Source organism: Pseudomonas sp. WOUb67 (assembly GCF_050058005.1).
Classification (GTDB): domain Bacteria; phylum Pseudomonadota; class Gammaproteobacteria; order Pseudomonadales; family Pseudomonadaceae; genus Aquipseudomonas; species Aquipseudomonas putida_R.
The window spans coordinates 668828-690220 of the sequence record NZ_CP170112.1 but is presented as its reverse complement, the minus strand read 5'-3'; the positions used below and the strand labels follow the sequence as shown (position 1 = coordinate 690220).

20 protein-coding genes are annotated in these 21393 nt (G+C 63.6%); 7 read left to right on the top strand and 13 right to left on the bottom strand.

Features of this window, described 5'->3' with window-relative positions:
* Window positions 1-98: 98 nt before the first annotated feature.
* Genes ABOC32_RS03070 through glyQ form a run of 4 tightly spaced genes read right to left on the bottom strand, consistent with a single transcriptional unit; the run spans window position 99 to window position 4457 of the window.
* Complete coding sequence (locus ABOC32_RS03070; protein ID WP_043198561.1) at window positions 99-884, bottom strand: lysophospholipid acyltransferase family protein; 786 nt, start codon at window positions 882-884, stop codon at window positions 99-101.
* Between the two features lie 46 nt (window positions 885-930).
* The gene (gene gmhB / locus ABOC32_RS03065; protein WP_234226168.1) at window positions 931-1458 is read right to left on the bottom strand and encodes a D-glycero-beta-D-manno-heptose 1,7-bisphosphate 7-phosphatase; all 528 of its coding nucleotides are present in this window, start codon (window positions 1456-1458) and stop codon (window positions 931-933) included.
* 3 nt (window positions 1459-1461) lie between these two features.
* A complete protein-coding gene (glyS, locus tag ABOC32_RS03060) occupies window positions 1462-3513 on the bottom strand; it encodes a glycine--tRNA ligase subunit beta (protein ID WP_426810104.1) in 2052 nt (683 codons plus the stop codon).
* The gene (gene glyQ / locus ABOC32_RS03055) at window positions 3510-4457 is read right to left on the bottom strand and encodes a glycine--tRNA ligase subunit alpha (RefSeq protein ID WP_019471032.1); all 948 of its coding nucleotides are present in this window, start codon (window positions 4455-4457) and stop codon (window positions 3510-3512) included. The genes glyS and glyQ overlap by 4 nt, the downstream gene beginning before the upstream one ends.
* Before the next feature lie 83 nt (window positions 4458-4540).
* Between glyQ and ABOC32_RS03050 the strand changes: the two genes are divergently transcribed.
* Together ABOC32_RS03050 and ABOC32_RS03045 are read left to right on the top strand one after the other, a co-directional pair.
* Window positions 4541-5092 carry a DNA-3-methyladenine glycosylase I gene (locus tag ABOC32_RS03050; RefSeq protein ID WP_426810103.1) on the top strand — a complete coding sequence of 184 codons (552 nt, stop codon included), beginning with the start codon at window positions 4541-4543 and terminating at the stop codon, window positions 5090-5092.
* 41 nt (window positions 5093-5133) lie between these two features.
* Window positions 5134-6021, top strand: a complete 888-nt coding sequence (locus tag ABOC32_RS03045; RefSeq protein ID WP_012269871.1) for a lysophospholipid acyltransferase — start codon at window positions 5134-5136, stop codon at window positions 6019-6021.
* A gap of 139 nt (window positions 6022-6160) precedes the next feature.
* Here the strand turns inward: ABOC32_RS03045 and ABOC32_RS03040 are convergent, their stop codons facing one another.
* The 5 genes from ABOC32_RS03040 to def are packed head-to-tail and all read right to left on the bottom strand — an operon-like array spanning window position 6161 to window position 10690.
* Window positions 6161-6475, bottom strand: a complete 315-nt coding sequence (locus ABOC32_RS03040) for a tetratricopeptide repeat protein (RefSeq protein ID WP_426810102.1) — start codon at window positions 6473-6475, stop codon at window positions 6161-6163.
* 11 nt (window positions 6476-6486) lie between these two features.
* On the bottom strand, window positions 6487-7860 hold the full coding sequence (gene trkA / locus ABOC32_RS03035) for a Trk system potassium transporter TrkA (RefSeq protein ID WP_234226164.1): 1374 nt from the start codon (window positions 7858-7860) through the stop codon (window positions 6487-6489).
* A 23-nt stretch (window positions 7861-7883) separates the two neighbouring features.
* Entirely contained in the window at window positions 7884-9194 is a 1311-nt protein-coding gene (gene rsmB / locus ABOC32_RS03030; RefSeq protein ID WP_426810101.1) for a 16S rRNA (cytosine(967)-C(5))-methyltransferase RsmB, read from the bottom strand.
* Window positions 9191-10123 (bottom strand): methionyl-tRNA formyltransferase, encoded by a 933-nt coding sequence (fmt, locus tag ABOC32_RS03025; protein WP_426810100.1) that lies wholly within the window; start codon window positions 10121-10123, stop codon window positions 9191-9193. The genes rsmB and fmt overlap by 4 nt, the downstream gene beginning before the upstream one ends.
* Window positions 10124-10183: 60 nt before the next feature.
* Window positions 10184-10690, bottom strand: a complete 507-nt coding sequence (gene def / locus ABOC32_RS03020; RefSeq protein WP_426810099.1) for a peptide deformylase — start codon at window positions 10688-10690, stop codon at window positions 10184-10186.
* A gap of 206 nt (window positions 10691-10896) precedes the next feature.
* Here def and dprA point away from each other — a divergent pair, with 206 nt between their 5' ends.
* From dprA to ABOC32_RS03005, 3 genes are all read left to right on the top strand, one after another.
* Entirely contained in the window at window positions 10897-11994 is a 1098-nt protein-coding gene (gene dprA, locus ABOC32_RS03015) for a DNA-processing protein DprA (protein WP_426810098.1), read from the top strand.
* A gap of 42 nt (window positions 11995-12036) precedes the next feature.
* On the top strand, window positions 12037-12594 hold the full coding sequence (locus tag ABOC32_RS03010) for an L-threonylcarbamoyladenylate synthase (RefSeq protein WP_043198577.1): 558 nt from the start codon (window positions 12037-12039) through the stop codon (window positions 12592-12594).
* 843 nt (window positions 12595-13437) lie between these two features.
* Entirely contained in the window at window positions 13438-13755 is a 318-nt protein-coding gene (locus tag ABOC32_RS03005) for a hypothetical protein (protein WP_426811559.1), read from the top strand.
* A 482-nt stretch (window positions 13756-14237) separates the two neighbouring features.
* Here ABOC32_RS03005 and ABOC32_RS03000 read toward each other — a convergent pair whose 3' ends face one another.
* Window positions 14238-15215 (bottom strand): NADPH:quinone reductase, encoded by a 978-nt coding sequence (locus ABOC32_RS03000; protein WP_426810097.1) that lies wholly within the window; start codon window positions 15213-15215, stop codon window positions 14238-14240.
* Between the two features lie 135 nt (window positions 15216-15350).
* Between ABOC32_RS03000 and hemF the strand changes: the two genes are divergently transcribed.
* Both hemF and aroE read left to right on the top strand, forming a co-directional pair.
* Entirely contained in the window at window positions 15351-16262 is a 912-nt protein-coding gene (gene hemF / locus ABOC32_RS02995; protein ID WP_043198585.1) for an oxygen-dependent coproporphyrinogen oxidase, read from the top strand.
* A gap of 25 nt (window positions 16263-16287) precedes the next feature.
* Entirely contained in the window at window positions 16288-17112 is an 825-nt protein-coding gene (gene aroE / locus ABOC32_RS02990; RefSeq protein WP_426810096.1) for a shikimate dehydrogenase, read from the top strand.
* 127 nt (window positions 17113-17239) lie between these two features.
* Here the strand turns inward: aroE and ABOC32_RS02985 are convergent, their stop codons facing one another.
* From ABOC32_RS02985 to betC, 3 genes are all read right to left on the bottom strand, one after another.
* On the bottom strand, window positions 17240-18805 hold the full coding sequence (locus ABOC32_RS02985) for a SulP family inorganic anion transporter (protein ID WP_426810095.1): 1566 nt from the start codon (window positions 18803-18805) through the stop codon (window positions 17240-17242).
* Window positions 18806-18933: 128 nt separating this feature from the next.
* Window positions 18934-19857, bottom strand: coding sequence for a choline ABC transporter substrate-binding protein (gene choX / locus ABOC32_RS02980; RefSeq protein ID WP_426810094.1), 924 nt, complete (start codon window positions 19855-19857; stop codon window positions 18934-18936).
* A gap of 14 nt (window positions 19858-19871) precedes the next feature.
* On the bottom strand, window positions 19872-21389 hold the full coding sequence (gene betC / locus ABOC32_RS02975; protein WP_426810093.1) for a choline-sulfatase: 1518 nt from the start codon (window positions 21387-21389) through the stop codon (window positions 19872-19874).
* Between the last annotated feature and the right edge of the window lie 4 nt (window positions 21390-21393).

Genomic DNA, 21393 nt, shown 5'->3' with positions numbered 1-21393 from the left:
GAAAAATGTCACACGTAGAAATAAACAGCTAATTCAATTACTTAGCGATCACTTCAAGCATTTGATCGAAAAACTGCTCACAAGTTATCCACAGATGATCAAGCCGTCTGCTGTTGGGTTTTTTCATCGGCTGGCGGCAGCGAACCCAGGGCCCGTTGGGTGGCTTCGTTCCACGCCGCAGCACGGTCGTTGAGCTCGGCGATGGCACGTGGCCCGGTGCCATTGGCGTACATAGGCTCGCCAATCACTACCTCGATGGTACCGGCACGCTTGCCCCAGCCGGTCTTCGGCCAGAACTTGCCGGCATTGTGGGCAATCGGCAGCACGGGCAGCCCGGCGTTCACGGCCAGTGCGGTACCGCCGCGGGAGAACTTGCCCACAGTGCCGAACGGCACGCGGGTGCCTTCCGGGAAGATCAGTACCCACGTCTTCTGCTTGAGCAGCTCGTCGCCTTTGCTGGCCACCTGGCGCAACGCTTCCTTCGGGTTATCGCGGTTGATCGCGATCGGCCGCAGCATGGCCATGGCCCAACCGAAGAACGGCACGTACAGCAGCTCGCGCTTGAGCACCTGGCTCAGCGGCGAAAAGTACTGGGAAAGGAAGAAGGTTTCCCAGGTGCTCTGGTGGTTGGACAGGATCACGCAGGGCTCATTCGGCACGTTCTCTGCGCCGGTGACCTTGTAGTCGATGCCGAGAATGGTGCGCACCAGGAACAGCGCGCAGCGACACCAGTACACGTTGATGAACCTGTAGCGCTTGGGGAACGACAGGAACGGCGCGATGAAGAAGCTCAGCGAGCACCACAGCAGCGAACTGGTGCCCAGCAGCAGGTAAAAAAGAAAGATTCTGATCGCCTGCAGGATCGACATAGTGGCTTGTACCATTGCGGGGCATGCCCGCCTGAGAAAAATGCGCCCTAAGGCGCACCGTTTAAATTAGTTCTCTGGCGATAGCTGCCAGATCGTCGAAAATCAGTGTAGTTTCAGGGACACCTTTTTCCAGGGTCCGCTCGCCCTTGCCGGTTTTTACCAACACGGGTTGTGCACCGACGGCCAGGGCGGCCTCCAGGTCACCTTTGCTGTCGCCGACGAACCAGACGCCTTGCAGGCCGACCCGGTAATGCTCGGCTATCGCCACCAGCATGCCAGGCTTTGGCTTGCGGCAATCGCAGCCTTCGTCCGGCCCGTGCGGGCAGTACACGATATGGCCCACCTCGCCACCCTGCTCGGCCACCAGCGCGCGCAGGCGTGCGTGCATGGCCTCCAGGGTTGCCAGTGTGTAGTAGCCACGGGCAATGCCGGACTGGTTGGTGGCCACGGCCACCGTCCAGCCCGCTTTGCTCAACTGCGCGATGGCCTCGACCGAGCCAGGGATCGGCACCCATTCTTCCAGCGTCTTGATGTAGGCGTCGGAGTCATGGTTGATGACCCCGTCACGGTCGAGAATCAGCAGTTTCAAGGCTTACCCCAGCAGCGAAATGTCGGCCACGCCCAGGAACAGGCCGCGCAGGCGGCTGAGCAGGGCATAACGGTTGGCGCGTACCTTGGCGTCTTCAGCGTTGACCATCACCGCCTCGAAGAAGGCGTCGACCGGGTCACGCAGGGCCGCCAGGCGGGCCAGCGATTCACTGTACTGGCGTGCAGCAGCCATCGGTTGCACGGCCTGGTCGGCCTGCTGGATGGCCGAGTACAGCGAGAACTCGTTGGCGTTGTCGAAGTATTTCGGCTCTACCTGTTCGGCGATGGCGCCTTCGGCCTTGCTCAGCAGGTTCGACACACGCTTGTTCACCGCGGCCAGGGCTTCGGCTTCCGGCAGCTTGCGGAAGGCTTGCACGGCCTGTACGCGCTGGTCGAAGTCCAGGGCGGAGCCTGGCTGCAGGGCACGCACCGACAGGTAGGTGGCTACGTCGATGCCTTCGTCTTCGTAACGCGCACGCAGGCGGTCGAAGATGAACTCCAGTACCTGCTCGCCCAGGCCGGCAGCCTTGACCTTGGCACCGAACTGCTTGACGGCGAACTCGACCGCACCGGTCAGGTTCAGGTCCAGCTGCTTCTCGATCAGGATGCGCAGCACGCCCAGGGCGGCACGGCGCAGGGCGTACGGGTCTTTGCTACCGGTGGGCAGCATGCCGATGCCGAAGATGCCAACCAGGGTGTCGAGCTTGTCGGCGATGGCCACGGCAGCACCGGTGAGGGTCTGCGGCAGCTCGGCGCCAGCACCGCGCGGCATGTACTGTTCGTTCAGGGCCAGGGCGACGTCTTGCGGCTCGCCGTCGTTGAGCGCGTAGTAGTAACCGGCAACACCCTGCATTTCAGGGAACTCGCCCACCATCTCGGTGGCCAGGTCGCACTTGGACAGCAGGCCGGCACGGCCGGCGCGCTGGGCGTCGCCGCCGATCAGCGGGGCAATGAACGCAGCCAGCTTGGAAACACGCTCGGCCTTGTCGTACACAGTGCCCAGCTGAGCCTGGAACACCACGTTCTTCAGGCGCTCGTTGAAGGTTTCCAGCGGCTGCTTCTTGTCCTGCTTGAAGAAGAACTCGGCGTCGGTCAGGCGTGGGCGCACGACCTTCTCGTTGCCTTGCACGATCTGCTTCGGGTCGCGGCTTTCGACGTTGGCCACGGTGATGAAGCGCGGCAGCAGCTTGCCTTCGCTGTCCAGCAGGCAGAAGTACTTCTGGTTGTCCTGCATGGTGGTGATCAGGGCTTCCTGTGGCACTTCAAGGAAACGCTCCTCGAACGAGCACACCAGCGGCACTGGCCACTCGACCAGGGCGGTCACTTCGTCCAGCAGCGCAGGCGGCACGATGGCGGTGCCTTCCTGCTGCATGGCCAGCTCGGCGGTACGCTTGCTGATCAGCTCGCGGCGCTCGGCGAAGTCGGCCAGCACGTAGGCTTTGCGCAGGTCTTCGACGTAGTTGGCCGGGGTGGTAATGACGACGTTTTCCGGGTGGTGGAAGCGGTGGCCACGGGATTCACGGCCGGCTTTCTGCGACAGGATGGTGCAGTCGACCACCTGGTCGCCCAGCAGCATCACCAGCCATTGGGTCGGGCGCACGAATTCTTCACGGCTGGCCGCCCAGCGCATGCGCTTGGGAATCGGCAGGTCGTTGAGCGAATCTTCGACGATGGTTGGCAGCAGGCCGACGGTGGACTTGCCCGGGATATGCTGGGAGAAGCGCAGCTTGGCGCCGCTCTGGTCGATTTCCGACAGGTCTACACCGCATTTCTTGGCAAAGCCCAGCGCAGCCTGGGTCGGCTCGCCGTCTTTGAAAGCAGCCTGCAGGGGCGGGCCGTCGATATTGATGCTGCGGTCAGGCTGCTGCACGTCCAGCTGGCGGATCAGCACGGCCAGGCGGCGCGGCGCGGCGTACACCTGCTTGCCGGTGTAGTTCAGGCCAGCGGCCTGCAGGCCTTTCTCGATGCCGGCCAGGAAGGCGTCGCCGAGGGTGGCCAGGGCTTTGGGTGGCAGCTCTTCGGTGCCCAGTTCTACCAGGAAATCTTGAGCACTCATTGTGCAGCCTCCAGCTTAGCCAACACTTCGTCACGCAGTTCAGGGGTGGCCATCGGGAAGCCCATGCGTGCGCGGGCTTGCAGATAGCTTTGCGCCACGTCCCGGGCCAGGGTACGTACACGCAGGATGTAACGCTGGCGCTCGGTAACCGAGATGGCGCGGCGCGCGTCCAGCAGGTTGAAGGTGTGCGAGGCCTTCAGGACCATTTCGTAGGTCGGCAACGGCAGGTCCAGCTTGATCAGGCGGTTGGCTTCGCTTTCGTAGAAGTCGAACAGCTCGAACAGTTTGTCGACGTTGGCGTGTTCGAAGTTGTAGGTCGACTGCTCCACTTCGTTCTGGTGGAACACGTCGCCGTAGGTGACCTTGCCGAACGGGCCGTCGGCCCACACCAGGTCGTACACCGAATCGACGCCCTGGATGTACATGGCCAGGCGCTCCAGGCCGTAGGTGATTTCACCGGTGACCGGGTAGCACTCGATACCGCCTACCTGCTGGAAGTAGGTGAACTGGGTGACTTCCATGCCGTTCAGCCAGATTTCCCAGCCCAGGCCCCAGGCGCCGAGGGTCGGCGATTCCCAGTTGTCTTCGACGAAGCGGATGTCGTGCACCAGCGGGTCCAGGCCGATGGCTTTCAGCGAGCCGAGGTACAGCTCCTGGAAGTTGGCCGGGTTTGGCTTGAGCACCACCTGGAACTGGTAGTAGTGCTGCAGGCGGTTGGGGTTTTCGCCATACCGCCCGTCGGCAGGGCGACGGCTAGGCTGCACGTAGGCGGCGTTCCAGGTTTCTGGGCCGACGGCACGCAGGAACGTGGCGGTATGGAAAGTGCCGGCGCCTACTTCCATATCGTAGGGCTGAAGCACCACACAACCTTGAGCTGCCCAGTAGTTCTGCAGGGCGAGGATCAGGTCTTGGAAGGTACGCACGGCTGGCGTAGGCTGGCTCACGAAATTCACCTGTATCTGGGGATGCGGATGTAAAGAGCGGGAGTATAACCTGATTCGCCTCGCCCTCTACTCATTGGAGCCTTATGCCACGCTGCTTTTGGTGTACCGACGATCCGTTGTACCAGGCCTACCATGACCAGGAATGGGGAACGCCACAGCGTGACCCGGCGTTGCTCTTCGAGATGCTTTTGCTCGAAGGGTTCCAGGCAGGGCTTTCGTGGATAACCGTTTTGCGCAAACGCGAGCGTTATCGCCAGGTGATGCATGGCTTCGACCCGGTGAAACTGGCCGCCATGAGCGACGAACGCATCGAAGAACTGATGCAGGACGCCGGCATCATCCGCAACCGCCTCAAGCTCAAGGCTGCGCGGCGTAATGCCCAGGCGTGGCTGGCTGTGGATAACCCGGCCGAATGGTTGTGGTCGTTCGTCGGCGGTGCGCCGAAGGTCAACCATTTCGCAGGCCGCAGCGATGTGCCGGCGGTTACCGATGAAGCCAAGGCCATGAGCAAGGCCCTGCAGAAAGCCGGCTTCACCTTCGTCGGGCCGACCATCTGCTACGCCTTCATGCAGGCCACCGGCATGGTCATGGACCACACCACCGATTGCGATCGCTACGCCGCCTTGTTGCGCTGAGGGGTTACAATGCGCGCCTTGCTGAAATAAGGAATTCGCCTGTGGAAAAGTTCAAGGGCGCCCTGATGGTCGGGGTGCTGCGCCTGTTTGCCAAGCTGCCCTGGGGCGCTGTGCAGCGCGTCGGCGCGGGTATTGGCTGGCTGATGTGGAAAGTCCCCAACGGTTCGCGGAACGTGGTGCGGATCAACCTGGCCAAGTGTTTCCCGGAGATGGACCCGGTTGCCCGTGAGCAACTGGTGGGCCAGGCGCTGCGGGATATCGGCAAATCCTTTGTCGAAAGTGCCTGTGCCTGGATCTGGCCGCCGCAGCGTTCGCTGGAACTGGTCAAGGAAGTGCACGGCCTGGAAGTGCTGGAGCAGGCCCTGGCCTCGGGCAAGGGCGTGGTGGGTATCACCAGCCACCTGGGCAACTGGGAAGTACTGAACCACTTCTACTGCAACCAGTGCAAACCGATCATCTTCTACCGCCCGCCGAAGCTCAAAGCTGTGGATGACTTGCTGCGTGAGCAGCGCGTGCAGATGGGCAACCGCGTGGCGCCTTCGACCAAGGAAGGCATTCTCAGCGTGATCAAGGAAGTACGCCGCGGTGGCCAGGTGGGCATCCCCGCCGACCCGGAGCCGGCGGAATCGGCAGGGGTGTTCGTGCCGTTCCTGGGCACCCAGGCGCTGACCAGCAAGTTCGTGCCGAACATGCTGGCGGGTGGCAAGGCGGTGGGGGTGTTCCTGCATGCCCTGCGGCTGCCGGATGGTTCGGGCTTCAAGGTGTTCCTGGAAGCGGCGCCGGAGGAAATGTACAGCACCGACGTGAATGTTTCCGCGGCGGCGATGAGCAAGGTGGTCGAGCGTTATGTGCGCGAGTACCCGAGCCAGTACATGTGGAGCATGAAGCGCTTCAAGAAGCGCCCGGCTGGCGAGCCGCGCTGGTATTGAGTTATCCACTGCCCTGACAGCAGGCTGAATGCACCTCTGCCTGTTGTAGCGGGGACCCTGTGGGAGCGGGTTTACCCGCGAATGCAATGTTGGCTTCACTGACGCATTCGCGGGTGAACCCGCTCCCACAGGGACCGCGTTAACCTGCTGCTTTGTCGAGTTTCTTCAGGAACACGGTCATCTCTTTCTCGGCCTGCTTGTCCCCATGGGCCTGCGCCGCCACGATCCCGTCCTCCCAGGCTCTGCGCGCCGCCGCCAGGTCACCCTGCAACTGATGCGCCTTGCCCAGCAGCTTCCACGCTGCGGAATATTTCGGGTCCTGCTCAACACACCGAGCCAGGTGCACCGCCGCTTCAGCGCCGTTGCCTTCATCCAGCCAGGCCTTGCCCAGCCCAAACCTCAGCAGCGGGTTATCCACACCCTTGGCCAGCATCTTCTCCAGCGATTCGCGCATGCCCTCTGCTCCTAGAAGAAACTCAAGCCGACGTGGAACAGCTTCTCCACATCCCGAATTTGTTTTTTATCCACAACGAACAGGATCACATGGTCACCTGATTCGATCACGGTGTCGTCGTGGGCGATCATCACCTCTTCGTCGCGGATGATGGCGCCGATGGTGGTACCCGGCGGCAGGGCGATGTCTTCGATGGCCTTGCCCACCACCTTGCTCGATTTCGAATCCCCGTGCGCCACCGCTTCGATGGCCTCGGCCGCACCGCGGCGCAGCGAGTGCACGCTGACGATGTCGCCACGGCGCACGTGCGCCAGCAGGGTGCCGATGGTGGCCAGCTGCGGGCTGATGGCGATGTCGATATCACCGCCCTGCACCAGGTCGACATAGGCCGGGTTGTTGATGATGGTCATCACCTTGCCCGCGCCCAGGCGCTTGGCCAGCAGCGACGACATGATGTTGGCTTCGTCATCGTTGGTCAGGGCCAGGAAGATGTCGGCGTCGGCGATGTTCTCTTCGAGCATCAGGTCCTTGTCCGAGGCGCTGCCCTGCAGCACCACCGTGCTTTCCAGGGTATCGGACAGGTGCCGGCAGCGGGCCGGGTTCATCTCGATGATCTTCACCTGGTAGCGGCTTTCGATGGCTTCGGCCAGGCGCTCGCCGATCTGCCCACCGCCGGCGATGACAATGCGCTTGTTGGTTTCGTCGATGCGGCGCAGCTCGCCCATCACCGCGCGAATGTCTTTCTTGGCGGCGATGAAAAACACTTCGTCATCAGCTTCGATCACGGTGTCGCCACGTGGGGTGATCGGCCGGTCGCGGCGGAAGATGGCCGCCACGCGGGTGTCGACGTTGGGCATGTGCGCGCGGATCTGGCGCAGTTGCTGGCCGACCAGCGGGCCGCCGTAGTAGGCCTTCACCGCCACCAGCTGGGCCTTGCCTTCGGCGAAGTCGATCACCTGCAGCGAGCCCGGGTGCTCGATCAGGCGCTTGATGTAGTTGGTCACCACCTGCTCGGGGCTGATCAGCACATCCACCGGGATATGGTCGTTGTGGAACAGCTCTTCGCGGGTGAGGTAAGCCGACTCGCGCACCCGGGCGATCTTGGTCGGGGTGTGGAACAGCGAATAGGCCACCTGGCAGGCGACCATGTTGGTTTCATCGCTGTTGGTCACCGCCACCAGCATGTCGGCGTCGTCGGCACCGGCCTGGCGCAGCACCGTCGGCAGCGAGCCGCGGCCCTGCACGGTGCGGATGTCCAGGCGGTCACCGAGGTCGCGCAAGCGCTCGCCATCGGTGTCGACCACGGTGATGTCGTTCGCTTCGCTGGCCAAATGCTCTGCCAGCGTACCGCCTACCTGCCCTGCGCCGAGGATGATGATCTTCATCCGCTACTCCCTACCGTTTGTGCTTATCCGCGAGAGGCGGCGATCTTGATCAGCTTGGCATAGTAGAAGCCGTCGTGGCCGCCTTCCTGGGCCAGCAACTGGCGGCCGTGGGGCTGGCGCAGGCCGGCCTCGGTGGCCAGGTCCAGCTCACGGGCGCCCGGGGTGCGGGCAAGGAAGGCGCCTACCACTTCAGTGTTCTCGGTCGGCAGGCTGGAGCAGGTGGCGTACAGCAGCATGCCGCCGACTTCCAGGGTCGGCCACAGCGCGTCGAGCAACTCGCCTTGCAGCGCTGCCAGGGCCGGGATGTCGTCGGCCTGGCGGGTGAGCTTGATGTCCGGGTGGCGGCGGATCACGCCGGTGGCCGAACATGGCGCATCGAGCAGGATGCGCTGGAACGGCTTGCCGTCCCACCAGCTGGCGGTGTCGCGGGCATCGCAGGCGATCAGCTCGGCGTCCAGCTGCAGGCGGTCGAGGTTTTCGCGCACGCGGGTCAGGCGCTTGGCTTCGAGGTCGATGGCCACCATGTGTGCCAGCCCGGCTTCGGCCTCCAGCAGGTGGCAGGTCTTGCCACCCGGGGCGCAGCAGGCGTCCAGCACGCGTTGGCCGGGGGCCAGTTCGAGCAGGTCGGCAGACAGCTGCGCGGCTTCGTCCTGCACGCTCACCCAGCCTTCGGCGAAGCCTGGCAGGCCGCGCACGTCGCAGGCTTCGGCCAGCACAATGCCGTCACGGCTGTACTGGCAGGCGCTGGCGCCAATGCCCGCTTCAGCCAGCAGTGCCAGGTAGGCATCGCGGCTGTGGTGGCGGCGGTTGACCCGCAAAATCATCGGCGGGTGGGCGTTGTTGGCGGCGCAGATGGCTTCCCACTGCTCTGGCCAGAAGGCTTTCAACGCCTTCTGCAGCCAGCGCGGGTGGGCGGTGCGAACTACCGGATCGCGCTCCATGCCGGCGAGCAGTTCCTCGCCTTCGCGCTGGGCACGGCGCAGCACGGCATTGAGCAAGCCCTTGGCCCACGGCTTCTTCAGCTTGTCGGCACAGCCCACGGTTTCGCCGATGGCGGCGTGGGCCGGAATACGGGTGTAGAACAGCTGGTACAGGCCGACCAGCAGCAGCGCCTGCACATCGGCGTCGGCCGCCTTGAACGGCTTCTGCAGCAGTTGCGCGGCCAGCAGGTCGAGGCGTGGCTGCCAGCGTGCGGTGCCGAACGCCAGGTCCTGGGTCAGGCCACGGTCGCGTTCATCGACCTTGTCCAGTTGGGCTGGCAGCGAGCTGTTCAGCGAGGCCTTGCCACTGAGTACAGCGGCAAGGGCACGGGCGGCGGCAAGACGTGGGTTCATTGGCCCAGCACCTTGCCGGCGGCGAACTTCTCGCGGCGGCTGTTGAACAGGTCGCTGAAGTTCAGCGCTTTGCCGCCGGGCAGTTGCAGGCGGGTCAGGCTCAGCGCCTGGTCACCGCAGGCGACGACCAGGCCGTCCTTGCTGGCGGAAAGGATTTCGCCGGGGGCGCCTTTGCCTGTGGACAAGTTGGCGGCCAGCACTTTCACGCTTTCGCCATCGAGGGTGCTGTGGCACACCGGCCACGGGTTGAAGGCGCGGATCAGGCGCTCCAGTTCAACGGCCGGGCGGCTCCAGTCGATGCGCGCCTCGTCCTTGTTCAGCTTGTGTGCGTAGGTGGCCAGGGCATCGTCTTGCACTTCACCGTGCAGCGAACCGTCGGCCAAGCCGGCGATGGCCTGTACCACGGCGGGCGGGCCCATCTCGGCCAGGCGGTCGTGCAGGGTGCCGCCGGTGTCGTCGGCGCTGATCGGGGTGACCACCTTGAGCAGCATCGGGCCGGTGTCCAGGCCAGCTTCCATGCGCATCACGGTCACGCCGCTCTCGGCGTCGCCGGCTTCCACCGCGCGCTGGATCGGCGCCGCACCGCGCCAGCGTGGCAGCAGGGAGGCGTGGCTGTTGATGCAGCCCAGGCGCGGGATATCCAGCACCACCTGCGGCAGGATCAGGCCGTAGGCGACCACCACCATCAGGTCGGGTTTGAGCGCGGCCAGTTCGGCCTGGGCATCGGCGTTGCGCAGGGTCTGCGGCTGGAACACCGGGATGTCATGGGCCACGGCCAGTGCCTTGACCGCACTTGGCATCAGCTTCTGGCCACGACCGGCCGGGCGGTCGGGCTGGGTGTAGACGGCCACGATCTCGTAAGGGCTGTCGAGCAGGGCCTTGAGGTGTTCGGCGGCAAACTCTGGAGTGCCTGCAAAGACGATGCGCATGGAGTTCTCGCTTCAAAATAGAAAAAGGCTTGCCGGAGCAAGCCTTCTGGAAGGTGGGGATCAGGCTTGCTGGCGGTGCTGCTTTTCCAGCTTCTTCTTGATCCGGTCGCGTTTGAGCTGCGACAGGTAGTCAACGAACAGCTTGCCGTTGAGGTGATCGAATTCGTGCTGCACGCACACCGCCAGCAGGCCTTCGCATTCCAGCTCGTACGGCGTGCCGTCGCGGTCCTGGGCCTTGACCCGTACACGCAGCGGGCGGTCGACGTTCTCGTAGAAGCCAGGCACCGACAGGCAGCCTTCCTGGTACTGGCCCATGTCGTGGGTCAGTTCTTCTACCGTGGGGTTGATGAAGACGCGCGGCTCGCTGCGGTCTTCGCTGAGGTCCATGACCACGACCTGCAGGTGCACGTTGACCTGGGTGGCGGCCAGGCCGATACCCGGGGCTTCGTACATGGTTTCAAACATGTCGTCGATCAGCTGACGCAGGGCGTCGTCGAACTCCGTCACCGGTTTGGCGATAGTGCGCAGGCGCGGGTCCGGGAATTCGAGAATGTTCAAGATGGCCATAAGGTCAGGCAGTCACTGTGCGTTCGGTTGAAAACTGAGCACACATAATAAAGGGAAACGGGGATTTCGGCACCTGGCAAGCTCGTCTAGGGTGTCTATGGGCTTGATAGCCCCCAATCAATGGACAGCTTTTCAAAGTGTTACTCACAGAGTTATCCACAGGTTGTGCCACGTAAATGGCCCTGTTTCGATCAAGGATGATCCCCATGCCCCCTTACCACTCGTCGCACTGCCCGCCTGCCGAACTGGAGGCACGTTTACGCCTGCATCGCCTGCCCGAGACAGGACTGCGACGTTTTCGCACCTTGCTCGATGCCTTCGGCAGTGCCTCTTCCGCGCTGAGTGCCCCAGGTTCGGCCTGGCGAGCGCTGGGCATCCCCCAAGCCACCATCGATGCCCGGCGCAGTGCCGAGGTACGTGATGGCGCGCTGGCCGCAATGGCCTGGCTAGAGCGCCCCGGCCAGCATTTGCTGATGTGGGACGGCCCCGGCTACCCTGCCTTGCTGGCAGAAATCGACGATGCCCCGCCGCTGCTTTTCGTTGCGGGCGACCCGGCCTTGCTCGACCGCCCTCAACTGGCCATCGTGGGCAGCAGACGTGCCACACCCCCGGCACTGGACACTGCCCGGGCATTTTCCCGCTACCTTGCGCAAGCCGGTTTCACCATTACCAGCGGGCTGGCGGTGGGTGTCGACGGTGCCGCTCATCGGGCCGCGCTGCAGGCCGGTGGGTGCACGATTGCCGTGCTCGGTACGGGGCTGCAAAAACTTTATCCACAGCGCCATCAAGCGCTTGCGCAAGCGATCATCGACAACGGCAGTGCGCTGGCTTCCGAGTATCCGCTGGATGCCGGGCCACTGCCTGGCAACTTCCCACGGCGCAACCGCATCATCAGCGGCTTGTCGCTGGGCGTGCTGGTGGTGGAGGCCAGCCTGGCCAGTGGCTCGCTCATCACGGCGCGCCTGGCGGCCGAGCAAGGCCGCGAGGTATATGCCATTCCGGGTTCCATTCACCACCCGGGGGCCAAGGGCTGTCACCAGCTGATCCGTGATGGGGCGCTGCTGGTGGAAAGTGTGGAGCAGATCCTCGAAAGCCTGAAGGGTTGGCAGAACCTGCCGCCTGCAGTTGTGGACAGGTTCGACCATCCCCTGCTTGCCCTGCTGCATGCAGCGCCGCAAACCAGCGAAAGCCTGGCGCACTGCAGCGAGCTGCCGCTGGCCGACGTATTGGCGCAGCTGACCGAGCTGGAGCTGGACGGCCGGGTCAGCAATGAAGCCGGGCGTTGGTTTGCCCGCGCGGGCTAAGTACACTGCTCACATGCAAGGTATAGAGGCGGAGAAACAGCAATGGTGAGCAGTTTTCGTGTGCAACAAGCCGCACGTGAGATCCGGGCGGGCGCAGTCATCGCCTACCCGACGGAAGCGGTCTGGGGCCTTGGCTGCGACCCATGGAACGAGGACGCGGTATATCGCCTGCTGGCGCTGAAGTCGCGGCCTGTGGATAAAGGGCTGATCCTGATCGCCGACAACATCCGCCAGTTCGACTTCCTGTTCGAGGACTTCCCCGAAGACTGGATCGACCGCATGGGCAGCACCTGGCCAGGGCCCAATACCTGGCTGGTGCCGCACCAGGACCTGTTGCCCGAATGGGTGACCGGGCAGCACGACACCGTGGCGCTGCGGGTCAGTGACCATCCGCAGGTGCGTGAACTGTGCGCGCTGGTGGGGCCGCTGATTTCCACCTCGTGCAACCCCGGCGGACGCCCGGCGGCGAAGACCCGGTTGCGGGTTGAGCAGTACTTCCATGGCCAGCTGGACATGGTGTTGGGTGGGGCGCTGGGTGGGCGGAAGAACCCGAGTGTGATTCGTAACCTGGCTACTGGCGAGGTCGTTCGGCCTGGCTGATACCTATCTGCAAGCCTGGCGGATGACCCGTTACCCTGTGGGAGCGGGCGCGCCCGCGAAGAATCCACCGCAGTGCCTGGCACGGGCTTCGCCCGTGTTCGCGGGCATGCCCGCTCCCACAGGGTAGAGCCAAGTCCCCGCAGACTTTCCTGATTTTGTCTCGAATGGCTGGCGCGCGATCGTGTGAGGGCTGATAGGTGCTCGCCTTGAGGCTTTCTTCGCCTGTGAGATCGAGCGCCGCCCGCGCGGCGCATCGCCGGCAAGCCAGCTCCCACATTTGTTTCGGGCCAGTTACTCCTGCACCTTTGGCGCGCGCACCCTTGGCGCATGTCTTGAGATGAAAGTAGTAGCGGCAGCGATACCTTCGATATCGAAGGGTACAAACAAGGCGGGCAGCGATGACAGCACAGGAGTGATTGGCCCGAAACAAATGTGGGAGCTGGCTTGCCGGCGATGCGCCGCGCGGGCGGCGCTCGATATCCGCAACACCACAAAAACCAAGGCGAGCGCCTGTTTGCCATTACGCGGTAGGTAACGCAGGGTTTTCTGATTTTTGCCAAAATGGCTGTCCAGCCGGCCGCTTCGGAAATATCCTACGACCCGCGTCCTCTGCCATCACCTTCTCACCGGGAACCTCTGCCCATAGGCTTAAACCGTCGCCGAATAACTTGGCGATCGGGTGTGGTAACCCGGGTTCAGAGAGATCTTGGCAGTCCATGGCGGCTGTTCGCAGGAGGCTTCGTGCCTGCTGGGTTTTAGATCTCCCACCCGGTTTACCACCCTGCGTACAGCTGCCACCCATTCGTGTGGTAACGACTGGGTGGGGCCATGAAGCGAGATCTAATGATGAAGAAAATCGTTCCAGATCCACCCCTACCCTGCACCTCCACCCGCCCCTTCGGCCGCTGCGACGCCGGCCATGACCCGCTCTTCACCGTCAACCCGAACATTTCAGCCGAGGACGCTCTGGTCCACGTAGCCCTGTACCTGCGCAGTGCCTACGAAACCGGGTACAAAGCCCTGGACTACATGCGCGAAGAAGGCCGTGGCATGTTCTGGTCGAACCTGCATGCGATTGAAATGGCGGAGGGAGTGATTGAGGCGATACTCGATGGCATCGAGTCGACCCCACCACCGACTAACCGACCCTCACAGGTATAGCGCAGCTATCGAAGCCGACACAGTACCTGTGGGAGCGGGCATGCCCGCGAACACCGGCAAAGCCGGTGCCATATACCGCAGTGGCTTCTTCGCGGGTAAACCCGCTCCCACAGGAACAGTGGTTGGCCCAGTGTTTCGCAATACCTGTGGGAGCGGGCATGCCCGCGAACGCCGGCAAAGCCGGTGCCATATACCGCGGTGGCTTCTTCGCGGGTAAACCCGCTCCCACTAGGAACAGTGGTTGGCCCAGTGTTTCGCAATACCTGTGGGAGCGGGCATGCCCGCGAACGCCGGCAGAGCCGGTGCCATATACCGCGGTGGCTTCTTCGCGGGTAAACCCGCTTCCATAGGAACAGTGGTTGGCTCAGTGTTTCGCAATACCTGTGGGAGCGGGTTCACCCGCGAACACCGGCTAAGCCGGTGCCATGCACCGCGGTGGCTGCTTCGCGGGCATGCCCGCTCCCATAGGGAATGTGTCTGGCTCAGGGGATCAGTACAGTCGACCCCACAGTCCTGCGCGCCGACAGCTCAGCCTGTGCCTTGGCGGCCTCGCTCAGTGGATACCGCTGATGGATATCCACAACCAGCTTGCCACTGCCAATCATCGCAAACAGGTCATCGGCCATGGCCTGGGTGTTTTCGGCATTGTTGGCATAGGTGGCCAAGGTCGGCCGGGTCACATATAGCGAGCCCTTCTGCGCCAGAATTCCCAGGTTCACCCCGCTTACCGCGCCCGAGGCATTGCCGAAGCTCACCATCAGCCCGCGTGGCTGCAGGCAGTCCAGCGAGGTCAGCCAGGTATCGGCGCCCACGCCGTCATACACCACCGGGCATTTCTTGCCGTCGGTCAGCTCCAGTACCCGCTTGGCCACATCTTCATGGCTGTAGTCGATGGTTTCCCATGCCCCCAGCGCCTTGGCCCGTTCGGCCTTCTCGGCAGAACTCACGGTGCCAATCAGCTTGGCGCCCAAGGCTTTGGCCCACTGGCACGCCAACGAACCCACGCCACCCGCTGCCGCGTGGAACAGGATCACGTCGCCCGGTTTGACCTCATAGGTCTGCTTCAACAGGTATTGCACGGTCAAACCCTTGAGCATTACCGCTGCCGCCTGCTCGAAACTGATGTTGTCGGGCAGCTTGACCAGGTTGGCCTCCGGCAAGGTATGCACCTCGCTGTACGCGCCCAGCGGGCCGCCGGCATGGGCCACGCGGTCACCCACTTTCAGCCGGGTCACGCCCTCGCCTACTGCCTCGACCACACCGGCCGCCTCGGTACCCAGGCCAGAAGGCAGGGACGGCGGTGCATACAGCCCGCTGCGAAAGTACGTGTCGATGAAGTTCAGGCCGATGGCATGGTTGCGCACACGCACCTGCTGTGGCCCCGGAGGGGTGGGTTCGAATTCCACAAACTGCAGCACTTCCGGGCCGCCATGCTGGCTGAACTGGATACGCTTGGCCATCTCGCACTCCTGTCGTCGGGATCGGGAAAAGGCCTTCTATCGGACGCCTTTGCTTGATCGCCGTCAACTGCGGCGCGCGGGCTGGCGGTGGTATGCTACGCGGCGAATTCTTCCCTGCCCGTTTCTGGTGACCCGATGACTAGCCGCACCGAGGCCGTGAAAGCCTACCTGCTCGACCTGCAAGACCGCATCTGCTCTGCCCTCGAAACAGAAGACGGCGGCGCCCGCTTCGTCGAGGATGCCTGGGTGCGCGAAGCCGGTGGCGGGGGCCGCACGCGGGTGATCGGCGACGGCAAGGTGATCGAGAAAGGCGGGGTCAACTTCTCCCATGTGTTTGGTGCCGGCCTGCCACCCTCGGCCAGCGCCCATCGCCCTGAACTGGCGGGCCGTGGCTTCGAGGCCCTGGGTGTGTCGCTGGTGATCCACCCGCACAACCCGCATGTGCCCACTTCCCACGCCAACGTGCGTTTCTTCATTGCCGAAAAGGAAGGTGAAGAGGCCGTATGGTGGTTCGGCGGCGGCTTCGACCTGACCCCCTACTATGGCAATGAAGAAGACTGCGTCCACTGGCACCGCGTGGCCGAGCAGGCCTGTGCCCCATTCGGCGCCGACGTGTACCCACGCTACAAGGCCTGGTGCGACCGCTACTTCCACCTCAAGCACCGTGGCGAGCCACGGGGCATCGGCGGCCTGTTCTTCGATGACCTGAACGAGTGGGACTTCGACACCTGCTTCGCCTTCATCCGCGCCATCGGCGATGCTTTCGTCAACGCCTACCTGCCGATCGTCCAGCGCCGCAAGGACACGCCCTACACCCCGCAGCAGCGCGAGTTCCAGGAATACCGCCGCGGCCGCTACGTGGAGTTCAACCTGGTCTATGACCGTGGCACCCTGTTCGGCCTGCAGTCCGGTGGCCGCACCGAGTCCATCCTCATGTCGCTGCCGCCTCAGGTACGCTGGGGCTACGACTGGAAGGCCGCGCCGGGCAGCGAAGAAGCGCGCCTGACCGAGTACTTCCTTCAGGACCGCGACTGGCTCGGCCAGTAACCCTGTGGATAAACAAGGAGCCGTCATGGACCAGTACGTCGTTTTTGGTAACCCCATCGGCCACAGCAAGTCGCCGCTGATCCACCGCCTGTTTGCCGAGCAGACCGGGCAGGACCTGGAATACGCCACCCTGTTGGCACCGGTGGACGAGTTCAGTGATTGCGCGCGCGGCTTCTTCAAGCAGGGCAGCGGCGGCAACGTCACCGTGCCGTTCAAGGAAGAAGCCTACCGCCTGTGCGACAGCCTCACCCCGCGTGCCCAGCGCGCTGGCGCGGTGAATACGCTGAGCAAGCTGGCTGACGGCACCCTGCTGGGCGACAACACCGACGGCGCTGGCCTGGTGCGTGACCTGACGGTAAATGCCGGGGTCGAGCTTGCCGGCAAGCGCATTCTCATCCTCGGGGCTGGTGGCGCCGTGCGTGGCGTGCTGGAGCCGATATTGGCGCACAAGCCGCAATCGTTGGTGATTGCCAACCGGACGGTGGAAAAGGCCGAGCAGCTGGCGCGTGAGTTCGATGAGCTGGGGCCGGTGGTGGCCAGCGGGTTTGCCTGGTTGCAGGAGCCGGTGGATGTGATCATCAACGCCACCTCGGCGAGCCTGGCAGGGGAAATGCCGCCGATTGCCGACAGCCTGGTCGAGGCGGGGCGCACGGTTTGCTACGACATGATGTATGGCAAGGAGCCTACGCCGTTTTGCCAGTGGGCTACCAACCTTGGCGCGGCCAAGGTGCTGGATGGGTTGGGGATGCTGGCTGAGCAGGCGGCTGAAGCCTTCTTTATCTGGCGTGGCATTCGGCCGGATACAGCGCCGGTGTTGGCTGAACTGCGCCGGCAACTGGCTCGGGGCTGAAAATGTCGGGGCCGCTTTGCGGCCCATCGCAGGCAAGCCAGCTCCCACAGGTTCGGCGCTGGTTTCGAGATTTGTGATATTCCTGTGGGAGCGGGCGCGCCCGCGAAGGGTCGCAACGCGGCCCCAATCACTCTTCAAAGCGGATCGGGCACAACGCCACCCCTTCGAGCTTCTGCAATTCCTCGATCACCTGCGGCCTGGCCCGGTGCAAGGTCAAACTCCCGCCCAACCGCTGCAACCGCCGCGCCTCGCGGTGCAACATATCCACACCCGAGTAGTCGATAAAATTCACCTGCCGGGCATCGATCACCACATGCGGCCCCTGGCAGCGCTGCAAGCGCACCTGCAGGTAATGCGCCGCACCAAAGAAAATCGACCCGCCCACCCGCAACACATCCGCGTCCCCTTCACGGCTTTGCTGCACCCGTGGCCGTGAAGTGCGCTTCAAATAGAAGAACAGCGACGCCAGCACCCCGGCATAGATGGCCGTCTGCAGCTCCAGCAACAACGTCGCCGCCGCCGTCAGCGCCATCACCAGAAACTCCGAGCGGCTGACCCTGAACAGCGCGCGAATCCCACGATGGTCCACCAACCCCCAGCAGATCAGCAGGATGCTGCCGGCCATGGCCGGTATCGGCAGGTGCGCGATCAGGCCGGCACCGGTAACGGCAAACAACGCCACCCACAGCGCCGAGAACACCCCGGCCATGGGCGAGCGGGCACCTGCCTCATAACTCAGGCCCGAGCGGGTGAAGGAACCGGCAGACAAGTAACCGGAGAAAAACGCACCGGCGATGTTCGACAGGCCCTGTGCGCGTATTTCCTGGTCAGGGTCGATCAGTTGCTCCGAACGTGCCGACAACGAGCGGGCTATCGACAGACTGGTGACCAGCCCGAGCATGCCCACCGCCACGGCGCTGGGCAGCAGGCGCAGCATGAGTTCCACGTCCAGCAATGGCAGCGGGCTGAAGGGCGGGAGCTGCCCGGTGAACGCCGTCACCCGCGGCACATGGCCAAAGTAACCCGGCAGCAGCCATGCCAGCAGGCTGACCAGCAGCAGGCTTATCAACAGGCTCGGCCAGCGTGGGCGCCAGAGTTTGAAGGCCACACCGATCACCACGGTCGCCAGGCCCAGCATTAATGAAGGCAGGTCGACCTCGCCGGCATGGTTGGCCAGGTCCTGCACGGTCTTCAGCGCCGTGGCCTGGCTGGGCAGGTCCATGCCCAGCAGGTTGGGTAATTGGCCCAGGGCAATGACGATGGCGGCGCCCAGGGTGAAGCCGAGCACCACGGAATGCGAGACGAAATTGACCAGCGCGCCAAAGCGCAAAAGCCCCAGCAGCAGCTGGAAGATACCGCCGAGGAAGGTCAGCAGCAGCACCAGAGTGATGTAATCGGCGCTGCCGGCCACGGCCAACGGGCTGATGCTGGCGTACAGCACGATGGAAATGGCCGCGGTCGGGCCGCAGATCAGGTGCCAGGACGAACCCCACAGGCAGGCGATCAGCACCGGCACGATGGCGGCGTACAGGCCGTATTCGGCGGGCAGGCCGGCGATCAGGGCGTAGGCGATGGATTGTGGCAGGGCGAGGATGGCACCGCTCAGGCCGACCAGCAGGTCCTGGCGCAGGCTGCGGCCCGATTGGCGGGGGAGCCAGGTGAGGAAGGGCAGCAGGTGGATGATGCGATGCATGGAATATTCACATTTCCGAAGGTCCACTGTCCCCCTGTGGGAGCGGGTTTACCCGCGAATGCGTCGTAACATTCAAAGCAGCATTCGCGGGTGAACCCGCTCCCACAGGGTGCGCGTCGTGTCTGAGATTACAGTTTGGCTTTGACGGCCTCCAGGGCATTGCCATCGGCCTTGGTAGTCACCCCGGCCAACCACCCGTCCAGCACCTCGGGGTACGTTTTCACCCAAGCCTTGGCCGCGTCATCGAAGCTGATCTTCTTATCCACAACCTCGGCCATGATGGCGTTTTCCATGTCCAGGGTAAATTTCAGGTTACCCAACAGCTTTGCCGCATTCGGGCAGGCTTGTGGATAACCCTTGCGGGTCAGCGTGTACACCTCGCCCTTGCTGCCGAACCACTTTTCCCCGCCAGTCAGGTAATGCATTTTCAGCTTCACGTTCATCGGGTGCGGGGTCCAGCCAAGGAAGGTGATGAACTGCTGCTTTTTCACCGCCCGGTCGACCTGGGCCAGCATCGCCTGCTCGCTGGACTCCACCAGCTTCCACTGGCCAAGGTTGAATTCATTCTTGTCGATGATTTCCTTCAGCGACAGGTTGGCCGGGGCGCCGGAGCCGATACCGTACAGCTTCTTGTCGAACTGGTCGGCGTGCTTCTGCAGGTCGGCAAAATCCTTCACCCCGGCACTCCACACATAGTCGGGCACCGCCAGGGTGAACTCGGTTCCTTCCAGGTTACGTGACAGTTGCTGCACATCGCCGTTGGCAATGAACTTGTCATGAAAGCCTTGATGCGCCGGCATCCAGTTGCCGAGGAAGGCATCGACGCGGCCATCCTTCAGGCCGCCATAGATGATCGGCACGGCCAGGCTGTCGATCTTCACCTTGTAGCCCAGGCTTTCCAGTAACAGACGGGCCACGGCATTGGTCGAAGCGATATCGCTCCAGCCGGGGTCGGCCATTTTTACGGTACTGCATTGCGCGGCGCTGTCGGCGGCGTGGGCCGTGGCGGTGCCCAGGGCCAGGGCGAACACTGCGGCGGAGAACTTGTGCATGGCGGCCTCTCTTCTCAATCCAGGGGGGCGGGCTGTGGATAACGTGCCTTGCGCTCGAGGTCGTCGAGATCGATGTGGTTGCGCATGTACTGTTGGCTGGCGTCCACCAGCGGTTGGTGGTCCCAGCTTTTCAGCGTGCCGATGGCCAGCGCCTCGGCCACCAGGCGTCGGCGCCGCTGGCTGGCCAGTACCTGCTGACGCAGGCTGGGGATATCCCAACGTTGTTGTGCTTCATCGACAAATGCCTGCAGCAGCGCCTGATGGTCCGGGCTGCCGGTGAGGTTCTCCCGCTCGTGCGGGTCGCGGCTCAGGTCATAGAGTAGACATGGGTCGTCTTCGCTGTACACGAACTTGTAAGGCCCGCGGCGGATCATCATCAGCGGGCCGACGGTGCCTTCGGCCATGTATTCGCCGATCACTTCGTCGTGGCCGCCCTGCCCTTGCAGGTGGCCGAGCAGCGAGCGGCCGTCCAGGTGCAGGCCTTTATCCACAGCCCCGCCAGCCAGTTCGACCAAGGTCGGCAGCAGGTCACAGGTCGATACCGAGGCGCTTACCCGGCCTGCTGCGAAGCGCTTGGGCGCGTGGACCAGCAGCGGTACCCGCGCCGACATCTCGAACCAGTGCATTTTGTACCAGAGGCCACGCTCGCCCAGCATGTCGCCGTGGTCGCCGGAGAACACGATCAGGGTGTCGTCGGCCAGGTTGCACTCTTCCAGGGTTTGCAGCAGCTGGCCGATGTTGTCGTCGATGTAGCTGCAGGCGCCGAAGTACGCACGGCGGGCGTCGCGGATCTTGTCCACAGGCAGCGGCTTGTTCCACAGGTCGTAGACCTTCAGCAGGCGCTGCGAGTGCGGGTCCAGTTCTGCCTGGCTGAATTCGGCACGGGGCATGGGGATATCCACACCCTCGTAGCGATCCCAGTAGCGTTTGGGAATGGTGTAGGGATCGTGCGGGTGGGTCATGGACACGGTCAGGCAGAACGGCCGGCCATCGTTTTCGCGCACATGGTCGTACAGGTACTGGCGCGCCTTGAACACGACTTCTTCGTCAAAATCCAGCTGGTTGGTGCGCACGCAGGGGCCGGCTTGCAGTACCGAAGACATGTTGTGGTACCAGCTCGGGCGCACATCCGGTTCGTCCCAGTTCACCGCCCAGCCATAGTCGGCTGGGTAGATGTCGCTGGTCAGGCGCTCTTCGTAGCCGTGCAGCTGGTCCGGGCCGCAGAAGTGCATCTTGCCGGACAGCGCGGTGCGGTAGCCCAGGCGGCGCAGGTAGTGGGCATAGGTCGGTACATCGGCGGGGAAATCGGCGGCATTGTCGTAGGCGCCGATGCGGCTGGGCAGTTGGCCGCTGACCAGGGTGAAGCGTGATGGCGCGCACAGCGGGCTGTTGCAGTAGGCCGAGTCGAATACCACCGCCTGCTCGGCCAGGCGGCTCAGGTGCGGCATCTGGATGGGCGAAGGGGCGTAGATCGGCAGCAAGGGTGCGGCCATCTGGTCGGCCATGATGAACAGGATATTCGGGCGCGTCATGGTG

Coding starts and splice junctions, on each gene's coding strand:
- ABOC32_RS03070 (WP_043198561.1), bottom strand. CDS start 884: ATGGTACAAGCCACTATGTCGATCCTGCAGGCGATCAGAATCTTTCTT.
- glyS (WP_426810104.1), bottom strand. CDS start 3,513: ATGAGTGCTCAAGATTTCCTGGTAGAACTGGGCACCGAAGAGCTGCCA.
- ABOC32_RS03050 (WP_426810103.1), top strand. CDS start 4,541: ATGCCACGCTGCTTTTGGTGTACCGACGATCCGTTGTACCAGGCCTAC.
- ABOC32_RS03040 (WP_426810102.1), bottom strand. CDS start 6,475: ATGCGCGAATCGCTGGAGAAGATGCTGGCCAAGGGTGTGGATAACCCG.
- trkA (WP_234226164.1), bottom strand. CDS start 7,860: ATGAAGATCATCATCCTCGGCGCAGGGCAGGTAGGCGGTACGCTGGCA.
- rsmB (WP_426810101.1), bottom strand. CDS start 9,194: ATGAACCCACGTCTTGCCGCCGCCCGTGCCCTTGCCGCTGTACTCAGT.
- fmt (WP_426810100.1), bottom strand. CDS start 10,123: ATGCGCATCGTCTTTGCAGGCACTCCAGAGTTTGCCGCCGAACACCTC.
- def (WP_426810099.1), bottom strand. CDS start 10,690: ATGGCCATCTTGAACATTCTCGAATTCCCGGACCCGCGCCTGCGCACT.
- dprA (WP_426810098.1), top strand. CDS start 10,897: ATGCCCCCTTACCACTCGTCGCACTGCCCGCCTGCCGAACTGGAGGCA.
- ABOC32_RS03010 (WP_043198577.1), top strand. CDS start 12,037: ATGGTGAGCAGTTTTCGTGTGCAACAAGCCGCACGTGAGATCCGGGCG.
- ABOC32_RS03005 (WP_426811559.1), top strand. CDS start 13,438: ATGATGAAGAAAATCGTTCCAGATCCACCCCTACCCTGCACCTCCACC.
- ABOC32_RS03000 (WP_426810097.1), bottom strand. CDS start 15,215: ATGGCCAAGCGTATCCAGTTCAGCCAGCATGGCGGCCCGGAAGTGCTG.
- hemF (WP_043198585.1), top strand. CDS start 15,351: ATGACTAGCCGCACCGAGGCCGTGAAAGCCTACCTGCTCGACCTGCAA.
- aroE (WP_426810096.1), top strand. CDS start 16,288: ATGGACCAGTACGTCGTTTTTGGTAACCCCATCGGCCACAGCAAGTCG.
- ABOC32_RS02985 (WP_426810095.1), bottom strand. CDS start 18,805: ATGCATCGCATCATCCACCTGCTGCCCTTCCTCACCTGGCTCCCCCGC.
- choX (WP_426810094.1), bottom strand. CDS start 19,857: ATGCACAAGTTCTCCGCCGCAGTGTTCGCCCTGGCCCTGGGCACCGCC.
- betC (WP_426810093.1), bottom strand. CDS start 21,389: ATGACGCGCCCGAATATCCTGTTCATCATGGCCGACCAGATGGCCGCA.